The sequence below is a fragment of the Caballeronia sp. Sq4a genome (assembly GCF_023170545.1).
GTDB lineage: Bacteria > Pseudomonadota > Gammaproteobacteria > Burkholderiales > Burkholderiaceae > Caballeronia.
Genome location: NZ_CP084253.1, coordinates 439393 through 455574, shown reverse-complemented (window position 1 = coordinate 455574; position 16182 = coordinate 439393). Strand labels below are relative to the sequence as shown.

The 16182-nt window shown below is 63.7% G+C and carries 13 protein-coding genes; 5 read left to right on the top strand and 8 right to left on the bottom strand.

From position 1 onward, the window contains the following. Positions 1–43: 43 nt before the first annotated feature. On the top strand, positions 44–1039 hold the full coding sequence (locus tag LDZ24_RS26495; protein ID WP_248324332.1) for a LysR family transcriptional regulator: 996 nt from the start codon (positions 44–46) through the stop codon (positions 1037–1039). A 168-nt stretch (positions 1040–1207) separates the two neighbouring features. Continuing rightward, a complete protein-coding gene (locus LDZ24_RS26490) occupies positions 1208–1954 on the top strand; it encodes a glucose 1-dehydrogenase (RefSeq protein WP_248324331.1) in 747 nt (248 codons plus the stop codon). Between the two features lie 84 nt (positions 1955–2038). Here the strand turns inward: LDZ24_RS26490 and prpF are convergent, their stop codons facing one another. The 4 genes from prpF to prpB form a co-directional block, all read right to left on the bottom strand. Further along, entirely contained in the window at positions 2039–3241 is a 1203-nt protein-coding gene (prpF, locus tag LDZ24_RS26485) for a 2-methylaconitate cis-trans isomerase PrpF (RefSeq protein WP_248324330.1), read from the bottom strand. Between the two features lie 31 nt (positions 3242–3272). Beyond that, positions 3273–5870, bottom strand: coding sequence for a Fe/S-dependent 2-methylisocitrate dehydratase AcnD (gene acnD, locus LDZ24_RS26480; RefSeq protein ID WP_248324329.1), 2598 nt, complete (start codon positions 5868–5870; stop codon positions 3273–3275). A 170-nt stretch (positions 5871–6040) separates the two neighbouring features. Beyond that, on the bottom strand, positions 6041–7210 hold the full coding sequence (gene prpC / locus LDZ24_RS26475; RefSeq protein ID WP_248324328.1) for a 2-methylcitrate synthase: 1170 nt from the start codon (positions 7208–7210) through the stop codon (positions 6041–6043). Positions 7211–7234: 24 nt separating this feature from the next. Further along, positions 7235–8113 carry a methylisocitrate lyase gene (gene prpB / locus LDZ24_RS26470; protein ID WP_284506636.1) on the bottom strand — a complete coding sequence of 293 codons (879 nt, stop codon included), beginning with the start codon at positions 8111–8113 and terminating at the stop codon, positions 7235–7237. Positions 8114–8318: 205 nt separating this feature from the next. Between prpB and prpR the strand changes: the two genes are divergently transcribed. Continuing rightward, positions 8319–10265, top strand: a complete 1947-nt coding sequence (gene prpR / locus LDZ24_RS26465) for a propionate catabolism operon regulatory protein PrpR (RefSeq protein ID WP_248324326.1) — start codon at positions 8319–8321, stop codon at positions 10263–10265. 30 nt (positions 10266–10295) lie between these two features. On the opposite strand, the gene LDZ24_RS26460 is transcribed toward prpR, so the two are convergent. The 4 genes from LDZ24_RS26460 to LDZ24_RS26445 form a co-directional block, all read right to left on the bottom strand. After that, positions 10296–10850, bottom strand: a complete 555-nt coding sequence (locus LDZ24_RS26460; RefSeq protein ID WP_248324325.1) for a YdcF family protein — start codon at positions 10848–10850, stop codon at positions 10296–10298. 103 nt (positions 10851–10953) lie between these two features. Further along, entirely contained in the window at positions 10954–11595 is a 642-nt protein-coding gene (locus tag LDZ24_RS26455) for a dual specificity protein phosphatase family protein (RefSeq protein WP_248324324.1), read from the bottom strand. Further along, positions 11588–12097 carry a hypothetical protein gene (locus LDZ24_RS26450; RefSeq protein WP_248324323.1) on the bottom strand — a complete coding sequence of 170 codons (510 nt, stop codon included), beginning with the start codon at positions 12095–12097 and terminating at the stop codon, positions 11588–11590. Before LDZ24_RS26450 ends, LDZ24_RS26455 begins: the two co-directional genes overlap by 8 nt. Beyond that, positions 12094–13239: a glycosyltransferase gene (locus tag LDZ24_RS26445; protein WP_248324322.1), complete on the bottom strand. Its 1146-nt coding sequence runs from the start codon at positions 13237–13239 to the stop codon at positions 12094–12096. Before LDZ24_RS26445 ends, LDZ24_RS26450 begins: the two co-directional genes overlap by 4 nt. A 325-nt stretch (positions 13240–13564) precedes the next feature. Between LDZ24_RS26445 and LDZ24_RS26440 the strand changes: the two genes are divergently transcribed. After that, positions 13565–15172: an ABC transporter substrate-binding protein gene (locus LDZ24_RS26440; protein ID WP_248324321.1), complete on the top strand. Its 1608-nt coding sequence runs from the start codon at positions 13565–13567 to the stop codon at positions 15170–15172. Positions 15173–15182: 10 nt separating this feature from the next. Beyond that, complete coding sequence (locus tag LDZ24_RS26435) at positions 15183–16172, top strand: ABC transporter permease (protein WP_248324320.1); 990 nt, start codon at positions 15183–15185, stop codon at positions 16170–16172. Positions 16173–16182: the final 10 nt, after the last annotated feature.

Below are 16182 nucleotides of genomic sequence, written 5' to 3'. Positions count from 1 at the left end.
TATTTATAATCGTGATCCTGTCCATTGACGAGCTGAATGGTTCATGAGCTTCCGTACGCTTGACCTGAACTTGCTGAAAGTATTCGAAGCGTTGATGACCGAAGGGGCGGTCACGCGCGCAGCCACCAAGCTGTCGCTCACGCAGCCGGCCGTCAGCAACGCGCTCGGCCGCTTGCGCGAGGCCTTTGGCGACCCGCTATTCGTGCGCCACGGCGCGGGCGTCGCGCCGACTCAGCGCGCGATGGCCTTGTGGGGGCCGATTGGGGAGTCGCTCGCCCGCATCCGCGGCGCGCTCGACGAGCAGACCTTCCTTCCATCGCTCGCCGACGTGAACTTCAGCCTGTCGATGTCCGACTACGTCGCGGGCATCGTCATGCCGCAACTCATCACGCGCTTCGGCAAGACTGCGCCCGGCGTGCGCTTTCATACGGTGCCGAACATCCTGCTCGATGCGCCCGCGCTGCTGGAGGGCAATCGCGTGGATTATCTGATCGGCGTCTATGTGAACGAAACGCTGCCGCCGGCGCATATCCGTTCGCGGTCGTTATGGACCGTGGATTATGGATGCATCATGCGGCGTGATCACCCGCTCGCCGAAGCGGGCAAACTGACGACGCGACGCTTCCTGAACGCGCGTCACGTCGATGTCAGCCTCGCGGGGCAGACGCAGCCTACGTTCGATACCTTTCTCGCGTCACGTGGACTCCGGCGCAACCTCGTCGCGACGGTGAACCATTACACCGTGGCGTGCGACATGATCCGCGCGAGCGATCTGATCGGCGTACTGCCGAGCGATCTGTGCGAACGGGCGGCGGCAAGCGGCGAACTAATCAGCGTGCGCGCGCCGCTGGAGGCGCCGGATCGCGTCATCAGCCTCTTCTGGCATCAGCGCAACGAAACACTGCCGGCGCACCGTTGGCTGCGCGAGCAACTGGTCGATATGTTTGCCGCGCCGCAACTGGCGGCGCCCGCAAGCGGCGGACGGCGCAAGACATCGGCGAGACGAAACGGGCGGACTTCCGCACGCCCGGTTGTCTGATGTCTTCGGTCTTTTGCATGCATTGTTCATTATTGCCAGCCAGTCAATTCGTTTCCGGCCGCTTTATCGTCATGCGCGAGATGTCTACATTGGCGACGTGGCGCTTCGACGCGGTGAGCCGAACGCCAAGTCCATCTTCGCGGTATTCAATATTCCAAGGAAATGATCATGAGCAAGCTCGCAGGCAAAGTGGCCGTCGTCACGGGTGCATCGAAGGGTATCGGCGCTGCCATCGCCAAGGCGCTCGCGGCGGAAGGCGCATCGGTGGTGGTGAACTACGCAAGCAGCCGGAATGGCGCGGACGCTGTCGTGGCCGATATCGTCGCGGCTAACGGCAAGGCCATCGCCGTCGGCGGCGACGTGTCGAATGCAGCGGACGCCAAAGGCATCGTGAATGCGGCGGTGGAAACGTATGGCCGCCTCGATATCGTCGTGAATAACTCGGGCATCTATGAGTTCTCGCCGATCGAGGAAATCACCGAAGAGCATTTCCATAAGCAGTTCAATGTGAACGTGCTCGGCGTGCTACTCGTGACGCAGGCCGCTTCGAAGCATCTGGGCGAAGGCGCGAGCATCATCAACGTGAGTTCGGTCGTGAGCCGTATCACTCCGCCCGCGAGCGCGGTTTATAGCGGCACGAAAGGCGCCGTCGATGCAATCACGGGCGTGCTGGCGCGCGAGCTCGGCCCGAGAAAGATCCGCGTGAACTCGATCAATCCCGGCATGGTGGCGACCGAAGGCACGCATACGGCGGGCATCATCGGCTCGGAGATGGAAACGGGCATCGTCGCTCAGACGCCGCTCGGCCGGCTCGGGAATCCGGACGATATCGCGTCGGTCGCGGTGTTCCTCGCATCGGACGATGCGCGCTGGCTGACGGGCGAGAGCATCATCGCGAGCGGCGGGCTGCGCTAACACCGCGTCTCGCGCTTCTCCATAGGGAGCAGCGAATCGGCGGCGCAGCGAGCCTTGCGATGGATCGCGCGCCGCCTCAAGTGGCTACTCGGCCACGCTATCCCGAGAGTCGGGCACGCGCACGAAGCCTTCGAAAAGCACCCGCGCGCTGCGGCTCATGATGGCTTTCTTCACTGACCATTCACCGTTCGCTTCGACCGCTTCCGCGCCGACGCGCAACGTCCCGGACGGATGACCGAAGCGCACCGACTGACGCGCGCCGCCGCCCGCCGCGAGATTGACGAGCGTGCCGGGAATCGCGGCGGCCGTGCCGATGGCGACGGCAGCGGTGCCCATCATCGCGTGATGTAGCTTGCCCATCGACAACGCACGCACGAGGACATCGATATCTTCCGCGCCGATGCGCTTGCCGCTCGACGCAAAATAGTCCGCCGGACGCGCGACGAACGCGATCTTGGGCGTGTGCTGGTGTTGAGCGATCTCATCGAGGCTCTTGATAAGCCCCATGCGCAGCGCGCCGTATGCGCGAATGGTTTCGAAGCGCGTCAATGCCGCATTGTCGCCGTTGATCGCGTCCTGAAGCTCGGTGCCCTTATAGCCGATGTCTTCCGCATTCACGAAGATGGTCGGAATGCCCGCGTTGATCATCGTCGCCTTGAAGGTGCCGATGCCTGGCACTTCGAGATCATCGACGATATTGCCTGTGGGGAACATCGCGCCTTGCGCGCCTTCTTCCTCCGCTGCGGGATCGACGAATTCGAGCTGTATTTCCGCGGCCGGAAACGTTACGCCGTCCAGTGCGAAGTCGCCTGTCTCCTGCACGGCGCCCTTGGTGATCGGCACATGCGCGATGATCGTCTTGCCGATGTTCGCCTGCCAGATACGCACGATCGCGATGCCGTTGTCCGGCACGCGCTCAGCATCGATAAGGCCGCTCGCGATGGCAAACGGTCCGACCGCCGCCGAGAGATTGCCGCAGTTGCCGCTCCAGTCGACGAACGGCTTGTCGATGGAGACCTGCCCGAAGAGATAGTCGACATCGTGATCGGGCCGCGTGCTCTTCGACACGATGACGGTCTTGCTCGTGCTCGACGTCGCGCCGCCCATGCCGTCGATCTGCTTGCCGTACGGGTCGGGGCTGCCGATGACGCGCAACAGCAGCGCATCGCGCGCGGGTCCCGCCACGCGCGCCGCTTCGGGCAGATCGTTCAGGCGAAAGAAGACGCCCTTGCTAGTGCCGCCGCGCATGTAGGTCGCGGGGATCTTGATCTGAGGTGCGTAAGCCATGTGATTCCTTTGTTGGATGCAGCGTGCGCGATCAGGCCGCTGCCTTCGCCGATTCGAGGAAGTCCTGAGCGAAGCGTTGCAACACGCCGCCGGCTTCGTAGATCGAGACCTCTTCCGCGGTATCGAGGCGGCACGTGACCGGCACTTCCACGCGCTCGCCATTCTTGCGATGGATGACGAGCGTGAGATCCGCGCGCGGCGTGCGCTCGCCGATCACGTCATAGGTCTCGGTGCCGTCTATGCCGAATGTCTGCCGATTCATGCCCGGCTTGAACTCGAGCGGCAACACGCCCATGCCGATCAGATTCGTGCGATGGATGCGCTCGAAGCCTTCGGCGACGATCGCCTCGACGCCCGCGAGCCTCACGCCCTTCGCGGCCCAGTCGCGCGACGAGCCTTGCCCGTAATCCGCACCTGCGATGATGATGAGCGGCTGCTTGCGTTCCATATACGTTTCGATGGCTTCCCACATGCGCGTCACCTTGCCTTCAGGTTCGATGCGCGCAAGCGAGCCTTTCTTCACTTCACCATTCACGACTGCCATCTCGTTGACGAGCGTGGGGTTCGCAAACGTCGCGCGCAACGCCGTCAGATGATCGCCGCGATGCGTCGCGTATGAATTGAAGTCCTCTTCGGGCAAGCCCATTTTTGCGAGGTATTCACCGGCCGCGCTGGTTGCGAGGATGGCATTGGACGGCGAGAGATGGTCCGTCGTGATGTTGTCGCCGAGCACCGCGAGCGGGCGCATGCCCTTGAGCGTACGTTCGCCCGCGAGCGCGCCTTCCCAATAGGGCGGACGGCGGATATAGGTGCTTTGCGGGCGCCAGTCATAGAGCGGGCTGATTGACTCATTGCTCGCGGCGTTCAGCGCGAACATCGGCTCGTAGATCTTGCGGAACTGCTCGGGCTTCACGCTCTGTCTGACGATATTGTCGATCTCTTCATCGCTCGGCCAGATGTCCTTGAGATAGACAGGCTGGCCGTCCTTGCCGATACCGAGCGCATCGCGTTCGATATCGACGCGTATGGTCCCCGCAATGGCATAAGCGACGACGAGCGGCGGCGACGCGAGAAACGCCTGCTTCGCATACGGATGAATACGTCCGTCGAAATTGCGATTGCCGGAGAGCACGGCGGTGGCGTACAGATCGCGATCGACGATCTCTTGCTGAATGACGGGATCGAGCGCGCCGGACATGCCGTTGCACGTCGTACATGCGAACGCGACGATGCCGAAGCCGAGTTGTTCGAGTTCCGGCAACAGGCCGGCTCTGTGCAGATACAGTTCGACCACTTTCGAACCGGGCGCGAGCGACGACTTCACCCACGGCTTGCGCGTGAGCCCTTGCGCATTCGCATTGCGCGCGAGCAGCGCGGCTGCAATCACGTTGCGTGGATTGCTCGTGTTCGTGCAGCTCGTGATCGCCGCGATGATGACCGCGCCATCCGGCATCTGGCCGGGCGTGTTCACCCATTCACGCGCGATGCCACGGGCCGCGAGCTCGGAAACCGGCAAGCGTCGATGCGGATTCGACGGACCGGCCATGTTGCGCACGACGGTGGAGAGATCGAAGCGCAGCACGCGTTCATATTGCGCATGCGCGAGCGAATCGGCCCAGAGGCCAGTGGTTTTTGCGTATTGCTCGACGAGACTCACTTGCTTCTCGTCGCGGCCGGTCAGGCGCAGATAGTCGATGGTGCGCTCGTCGATATAGAACATCGCCGCGGTCGCGCCGTATTCGGGCGCCATGTTCGAGATCGTCGCGCGGTCGCCGAGCGTGAGGCTCGATGCGCCTTCGCCATAGAACTCGAGGTATGCGCCGACCACTTTCTCCTTGCGAAGGAACTCGGTCAGCGCGAGCACGATATCGGTGGCCGTGATGCCCGGCTGGCGCATGCCGCTCAACTCGACCCCGACGATATCCGGCAGCCGCATCCACGACGCGCGGCCGAGCATGACGTTCTCGGCTTCGAGGCCGCCCACGCCAATAGCGATGACGCCGAGCGCATCGACGTGAGGCGTGTGACTGTCGGTGCCGACGAGCGTATCCGGATACGCGAGCCCATCGACCGCGTGAATCACAGGCGACATCCGCTCCAGATTGATCTGGTGCATGATGCCGTTGCCCGGCGGAATCACTTCAACATTTTTGAATGCCTTCTTGGTCCAGTTGATGAAATCGAAGCGATCCTCGTTGCGCCGGTCTTCGATGGCGCGGTTCTTCGCGAACGCATCCGGATCGAAGCCGCCGCATTCCACTGCGAGCGAATGATCGACAATCAACTGCACGGGCACGACCGGATTCACTTGCGCGGGATCGCCGCCCTGGTCCGCGATGGCATCGCGCAAGCCCGCGAGATCAACGAGCGCCGTCTGCCCGAGAATGTCGTGACAGACGACGCGCGCGGGAAACCACGGAAAATCGCGTTCGCGCTTTCTTTCGATGAGTTGCATCAGCGATGCATCGAGGATCGCCGGATCGCAGCGGCGAACCAGATTTTCGGCGAGCACGCGCGATGTGTAGGGCAGCGTGTCATACGCTCCCGGCGCGAGGGCTTCGACGGCTGCGCGCGCATCGAAGTAGTCGAGCGAGAAGCCGGGGAGGGGTTTGCGGTTTGCGCTATTCATTGCGGTGTCTCGGTCATTGCATGGTCTTTAGCATGCCACGCTCGAAGGGTCATGCAAAAGGGCGACCCTTCATTCGAACATTCAGGCTATTGTAGGCGCCGCCAGCGCCCGACTCGGTGAAGGCATCACCGAATCGAGCGCCGGGCTGAGACGGGGCGTTCAGCGAAGCATCACGAACGCTTTGCCAGTGGGACGAATTCGAGGTTCTCCGGTCCCGTGTAATTGGCGCTCGGCCGGATGATCTTGTTGTCGATGCGCTGCTCGATGATGTGCGCGCTCCAGCCCGACGTACGCGAGATGACGAAGAGCGGCGTGAACATGGCGGTCGGCACGCCCATCATGTGATACGACACCGCGCTGAACCAGTCGAGATTCGGGAACATCTTCTTCGCGTCCCACATGACGGTTTCCAGGCGTTCCGCGATATCGAAGAGCTTGGTGTTGCCCGCTTCTTTCGACAGCGACTTCGCCACTTCCTTGATGACCTTGTTGCGCGGATCGGAGATCGTATAAACCGGATGCCCGAAGCCGATCACGACTTCCTTGTTCTCGACGCGACGCTTGATGTCGGCTTCCGCTTCGTCGGGTGTCTCGTAGCGCGATTGAATCTCGAATGCGACTTCGTTCGCGCCGCCGTGCTTCGGACCGCGCAGCGCGCCGATTGCGCCGGTGATCGCCGAATACATATCCGAGCCCGTGCCCGCGATCACGCGACCCGTGAACGTCGAGGCGTTGAACTCGTGTTCGGCATACAGGTTGAGCGAGACATGCATCGCCTGCACCCACGACTGCGACGGCTCCACGCCATGCAGCAGGTGCAGAAAGTGGCCGCCGATAGAGTCGTCATCGGTTTCGACTTCGATGCGCTTGCCATTGTGCGAGTAGTGGTACCAGTAAAGCAGCATCGAGCCGAGCGAGGCCATCAGCTTGTCGGCGATATCTCTCGCGCCCGCGATGTTGTGATCTTCTTTCTCCGGCAAAATCGTGCCGAGCACGGAGACGCCGGTGCGCATGACGTCCATTGGATGCGCGGAGGCGGGAATCCATTCGAGCGCGGCCTTCAGGTTCGCGGGCAAGCCGCGCAGCGCCTTCAGCTTCGTCTTGTACGCCTTGAGTTCCGCGACGTTCGGCAGCTTGCCATGCACGAGCAGATACGCGATCTCTTCGAACTCGGACGTGGTCGCCACATCCAGAATGTCGTAGCCGCGATAGTGCAGGTCGTTGCCGGTCTTGCCGACGGTGCACAGCGCGGTATTGCCCGCTGTCACGCCCGACAGCGCGACGGATTTCTTCGGCTTGAATGCGCCTGCGGTTGCAGTGCTGTTATCGGCTTCGCTCATCGTGTTCGTCTCCTTCCCAAAGGGTTATTTCTTCGCAGCAAAGAGCTGGTCGAGTTTATCTTCGTAGGCGTGATAGCCCAGGTATTTATACAGGTCGGCACGCGTCTGCATGGTTTCGACTGCGGCCTTTTGCGTGCCATCGCGCTTCACGGTCTCATAGAAGTTGAGCGCGGCGGCGTTCATCGCGCGATATGCGCCGCAACAGTACAGCGCGATATCGACATTCGCTTCCTTCAGTTCGTCGACGGTGAAGAACGGCGTCGAGCCGAATTCGGTGAGATTGGCGAGAATGGGCACGCGCACGGCCGCCTTGAAGCGGCGATAGTCGTCGAGCGTCTTCATCGCTTCGGGGAAGATCATATCCGCGCCCGCTTCGACATACGCCACCGCGCGTTCGATCGCCGCATCGATGCCTTCGGCGGCCGCCGCGTCGGTGCGCGCCATGATGACGAACGCGTCGTCGGTGCGTGCATCGACCGCGGCCTTCACGCGATCCACCATTTCGCCGGTCGGCACGACTTCCTTGCCCGGCCGATGACCGCAGCGCTTTTGCCCGACCTGATCTTCGATATGCACCGCCGCCACGCCCGCCTTGATGAACGAGCGGATCGTGCGCGCAATGTTGAAGGCGCCGCCCCAACCCGTATCGATGTCGACCAAGAGCGGCAGCGACGACGCGTCGGTGATGCGGCGCGCATCGATCAGCACGTCTTCCATCGTGCTGATGCCGAGGTCGGGCATGCCGAGCGAGTTGGCGGCCACGCCGCCGCCCGACAAATAGAGGGCTTTGAAGCCGACCGCTTCTGCCATCTTCGCGGCGTAGGCGGTGATCGCGCCGACGACCTGCAATGGCGATTCTTCCTCGACGGCTCGGCGGAACCGCGCCCCTGCGCTTTTTGGCATTTGGTATTCAGAACTCACATTCGTCTCCTGCTGAAGGTGCGTCCTTAAAGCAACTATCTTGCCAGGCCGTTACAAGCCCGTAACTCCTTGATTTTTCACGGCCAGCCCGGATGACTCTTGCGCAATGGTTTCGGCTGTGAATTGACGATTCCAAAAGTGAAATCGTGGTGCATACTGCATGCTCCCACCCGGCATTCAAAACACCATGCAAACCGAAACCACGTCTCGTCCTCGCATCTGGGCGGTGGGGATCAGCCGGCTAAGGGCCTTGTTCATCGATCTCGCGGGCGCGTACGAAAATCGGGCCGAGCTCGAAGTCGTGCCGCTCGCCTATGAAGATGCCGCGCGCAGCATCGAATCCGCGCGCGATGGGCGGCCGGATGTCGTCGTGGCGGGCGGCTCCAACGGTGCTTATCTCAAGAGCCGGGTGTCGGTGCCGGTGGTCGTCATCAGCCCGACCGGCTTCGATGTGATGCACGCGCTGACGAAGGCGCGACGCGAGGGCGCGAGCGTCGCGCTCGTCACGCACGGCGACACGCCCGATGAGATTCGCCGCTTCCTGGCCGCCTACGGCATCGAGGTGATCTGCGAGTCGTACCGGTCGGCGCAGGACGCGGAGAGCCTCGTGCTGGACCTGCGCGACCGCGGCGTCGACGTGGTAGTCGGCCCGGGGCTCGTCGCGGACCTCGCGGCCGAAGCGGGCATGAGTTCCGTGTTTCTCTATTCGCGCACGTCCGTCGTCGCGGCGTTCGAGACCGCGCTCGAAGTCGCGCAGGCGATGCGTGGCGAGGCCGCCCGCCGTAATCGCCTGGACAATCTGTTGCAGCATCTTCGCGATGGCGTCGTCGCGGTCGATGCAGAAGGGCGCATCGAAGCGATGAATCGTCAACTCGCCGCCGCGCTTGGCATTTTAGATGCATCGCGGGTGGTCGGCCGGGCGCTCTTGGATGTCGCGCCCGAACTGCAAGGCGTGTTGCCGGCTGCCGACGGCGACGTGTTCGGCGCGGTGCGCGGCGTGAGCTACGCGATTCATCGCGGACCGCTCGCGAGCGGCGGCGCATCGGACGGCACCATCTTCACGTTCCAGGAATCGCGAGCGGTCGAGAGGCTCGACAGAAGCCTCCGATCGCGGCGAGGCGCGCAGGAGTTCGTCGCGCGCTATCGGCTGGAGGACGTCGTCGGCGAGTCGGAAGGCATCGAGCGGGTCAGGGCGCTCGTGCGCCGCTACGCGAAGTCCGATGCAACCGTGTTGATTCTCGGCGAGAGCGGCACGGGCAAGGAAATGGTCGCGCAAAGCATGCATCGCCTGAGCCGTCGCAAAGACTTCCCGTTCGTCGCGATGAACTGCGGCGCGTTTCCCGAGGCGCTGCTCGAAAGCGAACTGTTCGGCTACGAGGAAGGCGCGTTCACGGGCGCGCGCAAGGGCGGCAAGGCGGGCCTCATCGAGGCGGCGCATCGCGGAACGCTCTTTCTCGACGAAATCGGCGAGATGCCGCCTTCGCTGCAAAGCCGCTTGCTGCGGGTGCTGCAAGAGAGAGAGGTCATGCGTCTCGGATCGACGGAGCCGACGCGCGTCGACATCCGCGTGATCGCGGCGACGCATCGCACGCTCGTCGAAGGCGTCGCGGACGGCTCGTTTCGCGCCGACCTTTTCTATCGCATCAATATTCTGAGCCTGGCGTTGCCGCCGTTGCGCGCGCGCGCGTCGGACATCGTGCCGTTGGCCATCGAGCTGTTGATGCAGGCGGCGGGGCGCGACAAGGCGCTGGCGCTGCGCGTGCGCAGCCGCGAAGCGGCGGCGCGTGTTGTCGCGCCGCTCGAACAGGCGTTGACGCGTCACGCGTGGCCCGGCAATGTACGCGAGTTGCAGAACATCGTGGAACGGATTGCCGTCGAGATATCCGACATGCCGCTCGACGGGGATCGCCCCGTCGCGTTGACGCCCGACGATCTGCAAGTGATCGCGCCCGAGCTGTTCCCCGCGCAAGCCGAGGCTGCGGCGAATCCGTCGCTTCGCGACATGAGCCGCTCCGTCGAAGCGGATCAGATCCGCGCAACGCTCGCTGCGTTCAATGGCGATCGCGACGCGGTCTGCAAGGCGCTCGGCATCAGCAAGACGACGTTGTGGCGCAGGCTCAATGCGAAGCGGTGAAGCGCGGGAGCACGTCGCACTTCGGGCTCCTCAGTGACCGCGATCCCGAAGCAATCCGCGGATGAACCACACCGGCCGAATCGATACCGGCTGCGCGTCCGGATCGAGCGCGAGGCGAACGAAATAGACCGCGAACGCAGGCACTTCGCGCCAACTCGAATACACATCCATCGCTCGAAAGCGACGCGGATAGGCGCCGAGCACGATGTGAGCGCCCGCCTTTTCGAACGCAAGCCGCGCTCGCGGCAGGTGGTAGTACTGCGTGATGAGCATGACGCGATGCATGCCGCGCTCACGCATGAAGGCCGTCGCGTTTCGAGCCGATGCGAGCGTGTTGTCGCCTCGATTGTCGAGCACGATCGCGCCGTCCGCGACGCCACGCTCGCGCAGCCACGCGCGCATCGCCTGAGCTTCGTCGAGACCGGGCCCGTCGATACTGCCGCTCACGAAGAGCACCGGACACTGCCCCGCGCGATGACATTGCAATGCCGCTTCGAGGTGCGGCCGCAGAATCGAGGCGGGCGTCCCGTTCCGGTTCAGAGCATTGCCGAACACGACCGCCACATCCGCACTTTCCTGCGGCATGGCGAGGCCGCTCACGCAAATGCACACGGCCGCCAGCATCCAGCAGCCCAGTACCGCGATGCCGATGCGCCCAGCCCATCGAACGAGCCCCGATAACGTCACCTCAGCCCCGCCGCGGCGTTGCGCCTACTTGCCGCCTCAGCCAGTCGACATCGACCTGTTCGAGGTATCGCTTGATATTGCCCCAGACGGGATGAAAGCCGTAGCCGCCATTGAGCAATTCGTCTTCCGCGGCCTCTTTGCTCCATCCCTGATAGACCACGCGATACAGCGCGGACACGAGTCCCGTGCGATCCGCGCCGTGCTGACAATGAATCAAAACCGGCCCCTCGCGATCCACGTCGCGCAGCGCCCTGAGCGCGGCGATCATGTCTTCATCGCGGATATCCCACGTATTCATCGGGATGCGCTGCAACGCGATGCCGCTTCCGGCGAGCAGGTCCTCGTCCGAATGAAACGAGCGAAAGCTCACGATCTTGCGGATGCCGAGCGCGCGCAATTGCGGCAAATCGCTCTCCGAAATCTGCGCGCTGCGATACAGCGAAGGCGTGATGCGATGCAGGTTTTCGATGCGCGTGAACAGCATCGGCTCCGCCCAGTTCAGCGGCCGTGGGGCTGGGGTCAACTTCGCTGGCGTCAACTTCGCTGGCGTCGGTGCGAGGGCGCCGGTCGCCATCGATGCGACGACACTCGACACGACCGTCACGCCTGCCGCATAGAACAGCGCGTTGAAGACCCTACGCATCGCGCGTCGCTTCGGTAGTCGTATCCGCTCGTCGCGATACGAAGAACAGCACGCACGCCGCCGCGCTCATCGTCCAGTAATCCGTCGGCGCGAACGCGACCCAATGCTTGTGCCAGGGCACATGAAGCGGATCGAAACGCGTTAGTCCATATGCCGGATTGAGCACGAACCACAGGAAGTCTTCGATGAGCCAGAAGGCCATGATGCAGGCGACGATGCGCGCCTCGATGCGCCATGACCATCGGGCGAAGAAGATCGCGGGCATGTGAAAGCACAGCGCCATGAACGGAAAGACCCAGGCGTGATAGCCGGTCATCGGGCGGCCGCCCCAAAAGATATCGAGCAGCCAGTGATGTTCGATGCGCCACGTCGGCAGATTCGCGGCCCAGCCCGCGCTGCCTTCGATCTGAATCTCGACGTTGGCGAAGAAGAAGCCCAACAGCGCGACCCATGCGACGAGCGCGAGCGTGCGTACGCCCGGCAACCAGCGACACGCCTTCATGCCGCCTCCGAAGCCGCAGACGACAACGCATGCAGCACCGTGTCCAGCACGAACCGTCCGGCGTGCGGCCGCGCGAGCGGCGCGATCCGGCGGCGCATGTCGTCGAGTTGCGAAGGATCGCGCAAAAGACCACGAACGCGATATTCGAGCCCGACTGCATCGACGGCCTTGAGCGCGACGCCCTGTTCGAGCAGGAAGTCGGCGTTGCGTTCTTCCTGGCCGGGAATCGGCGCATTTAGGATCATCGGCAGATGCATCGCAAGACACTCGGAGGTCGTCAGTCCGCCGGGCTTCGTGATGACGAGGTCCGAGCAGGCCATCAGGCGTTCGACGCTGGGCGTGAAGCCGGACGCGTGGAGCCGTCCCGGATAGCTGCCGCTCAGTTCCTGCAACGCCCGCAGCATCGCCTCGTTCCGGCCGGCAAGGGCAATCAGCTGGAAGTCGCCGTCCATGCGCAGCAGGCGCGCGGCGAGCGTATCGAGCGCGCCCAGGCCCGCGCCGCCGGACATCATCAGAAGCGTGCGCCGTTCGGGATCGAGACCGACTTCGGCAGCGCATGCCGCGCGGTCCAGCTTCTCGCTGAACGCAGGCATGACGGGAATGCCGCCCACATGAATCGACGCCGCCGGCACGCCGCGCGCGGCCATGCGCCACGCCACTTCGTCGTTAGCGGCGAAATAGCCCTGCATGCCCGGCACCACCCACAGGCGATGAAGATCGAAGTCCGTGACCTGCACCCACACCGGCGTGCGCAGATTCCCTCGCCGACGCTCACGCGACAACAATTCCGCAGGCAGAAAATGCGTGCAGACGATGGCATCGGCTTGATGCCGCTCGATCTCTGCTTGCAACGCTCGGCAGTTCAGGCGCTCGACGGCGCGTCGCAGCCGCTCGCCGAACGATCGCGGCGACGCATGATCGGTCTTCTGGTAGAGATAGCTCCACAACGCCGGCTGATGCGCCACCAGCTTGATGTAGAAATCGGCGTAGAGCGCCTTGAAGCTCGCGGGCACGTAGTCCATGACATCGAGATGCACGGCTTCGACGCCCGCCGGATGGACCGCCGCATACGCGCACAGCGCCTCGGCGGCGCGCACGTGTCCTGCGCCAGCGCTGACGCTCAGAATAAGGAGCTTCGGCATGGGAAACAACTCAGATGGATTTCGTCAGGATGACGTTGCAATTTCGACCGGGGATCATAGCGGTAATGAGGCGTCGCATACCGTGGCGCATCGATTTTCACAATTGGTCGGTGCCGGCCTGGACTTCCACCTCCGGCAGCATGCTTCTTCGCAAATCTCCCGCCGCCTGCTTTGCATATGCCGAACGCTTGGTTTGCGTTCGGCGGCTGCCGTTCTATGGTGTCGGCTTGCGCGGATCACGCGGCGGCGCAGCATTCGCACCGCAGGCGGCGGTTCGTCGCGATCCCCTCCAACCGACGAACGCAACGCACGAGAACGGCATCGCATGACAGGCATCAACCGACGACACTTCCTTCTTTCCACGGGCGCCACGCTGGCGTCGGCAAGCCTCTCCTCGCTGTCTTTCGCACAGAGCAAGGACGCCGGGGCGCCGCGGCGCGGCGGCACGCTCAACATGCTGATCAATCCCGAGCCGCCGGTGCTGGTGTCGATCTTTCAGACAACCGGCCCCGCGCTCGTGGCGAGCTCCAAGGTGCTCGAAGGTCTGCTCGCCTATGACTTCGATCTGAAGCCCAAGCCGCAGCTTGCGACCGCATGGAACGTGGCCGACGACGGCCTCAAGTACACGTTCACGCTGCGCGAGAACGTCAAGTGGCACGACGGCCAGCCGTTCACGTCGGCGGACGTCGCGTTCTCGATCGACCTGCTGAAGTCGGTGCATCCGCGTGGCCGCAGCACGTTTGCGAACGTCACGCGAGTCTCGACGCCCGATGCGCGCACGGCCGTCATCGAACTGGCGAAGCCCGCGCCGTACCTGCTGAAGGCGCTGTCGGCGGGCGAGTCGCCTATCGTGCCGAAGCACCTGTACGCATCCGGCGATCCGCTCTCGAATCCGCACAACAACGCGCCCATCGGCACGGGGCCGTTTCGCTTCAAGTCGTGGACGCGCGGGGCGAACATCGTCTACGAGCGCAACCCGGATTACTGGGACGCGGGCAAGCCCTACATCGATTCGCTCGTTCTAAAAGTGATTCCCGATGCGGCCGCGCGCTCGGCCGCGTTCGAAACCGGCGCGCTCGATCTGGGCGGAGAAAATCCGGTGCCGCTCACCGACTTGCCGCGTCTCACGCAACTGCCACAACTCGTGACGGAGACGCGCGGCTATCGCTTTCTCGAACCGCTGTCGGAAATCGACTTCAATCTCGATCACCCGATTCTGAAGGACCTGCGCGTGCGGCAGGCAATCGCGCATGCGATCAACCCGCAGATCGTGCAGAAGACGATCGCGTACGGATACGCCGACCTCTCGCCCACGCCGATCACGCCGGGCTCGCCGTATCACGATGCGAAGCTCGCGCCGTATGCGTTCGATACCGCCGCCGCCGAAAAGCTGCTCGACGCGGCGGGTTATCCGCGCAAAAACGGCGGCCCGCGCTTCCAGCTCACGCACGACTTCCTGCCCTACGGCGACATGTACCGGCGTCAGGCGGACTATGTGAAATCGGCGCTCGCGCGCGTGGGCATCGACGTGACGGTGCGCTCGCAGGACTTGCCGTCGTTCCTTAAGCGCGTGTATGCGGACCGCCAGTTCGACTTCACGAGCATCGGCGTCAATACGCTGTTCGATCCGAGCGTGGGCGTGCAGCGGCTCTACTGGTCGAAGAACATCCGGCCCGGCGTGCCGTTTTCCAATGCGCCGCATTACAGCAATCCCGACGTGGACCGGCTGCTCGAATCGGCATCGACCGAGGCGGACGACAGCAAACGCGTCGCGCTCTTTCAGCAGTTTCAGCAGATCGTCTATCGCGACCTGCCGATCCTGAATCTCGTCGCGCCGCGCATGGTGACGCTCGCGAACCGGCGCGTGCGCAATCACACGGTATCGGCGCAGGGTCTCGAAGGCAATTTCGCCGACGTGTATCTGAGCGCGTGAGGGCAAGCGCATGAACCGAGGGAACCGACGCGCGCGCCTCGCCGCGATCGCCCGACGCACCGCATGGCAGGCGGTGCCGACGGTGCTGGCCATCGTGATCCTGAACTTCTTTCTGCTGAAGCTGATGCCGGGCGACGCCGCCGACGTGCTCGCGGGCGAATCCGGCTCCGCGACGGCGGAAACGCTCGCCGCGCTGCGAGCGAAGTTCGGGCTGGACCAGCCGCTTCTGCATCAACTCGGCGCGTACCTGTCGCATCTCGCGCATTTCAGTCTCGGCTACTCGCCGCGATACGACGCGCCGGTGATGCAGCTGATTCTCTCCCGCTTGCCGAACACGCTGATCCTGATGGGCAGCGCGCTCGCGTTCGCGATCGTCGCGGGCGTCGTGCTCGGCGCGATCATGGCGCACTGGGCGGGCAAATGGCCCGACCGCGTGCTGTCGGTGCTCGCGTTGCTGCTCTATTCGACGCCGGGCTTCTGGATCGGCCTGCTCGCGATCATCTTGTTCTCGGTGCGACTCGGCTGGCTGCCGAGCGGCGGCGACGTCACCGTGGGCGCGAATCTGCACGGCCTCGCGTATGTGGCCGATGTGGCGAAACACGCGCTGCTGCCGGCCGCGACGCTCGGCACGTTCTTCGTGGCGATCTACGCCCGTCTCACGCGCGCCGCGATGCTGGAAGTGCAGCGTCAGGATTTCGTGCGCACCGCGCATGCGAAGGGGCTGCATCCTTTGCGGGTGAGCGTGCGTCATGTGCTGCGCAACGCGCTGATGCCGCTCACGACGATGGTCGGCATCCACTTCGGCACGCTGCTCGGCGGCGCGGCCGTCACAGAGACGGTCTTCAGCTGGCCGGGCCTCGGCCGCCTCGCGCTCGATGCCGTCATGGCACGCGATTTCAGCGTGCTGCTGGGCGTACTGCTGCTGTCGTCGCTGCTCGTGATGGCCGCCAATCTCGTGATCGATCTGCTGCAGGCGTGGCTCGATCCGCGCATCGCCTAATCCTCTTTTT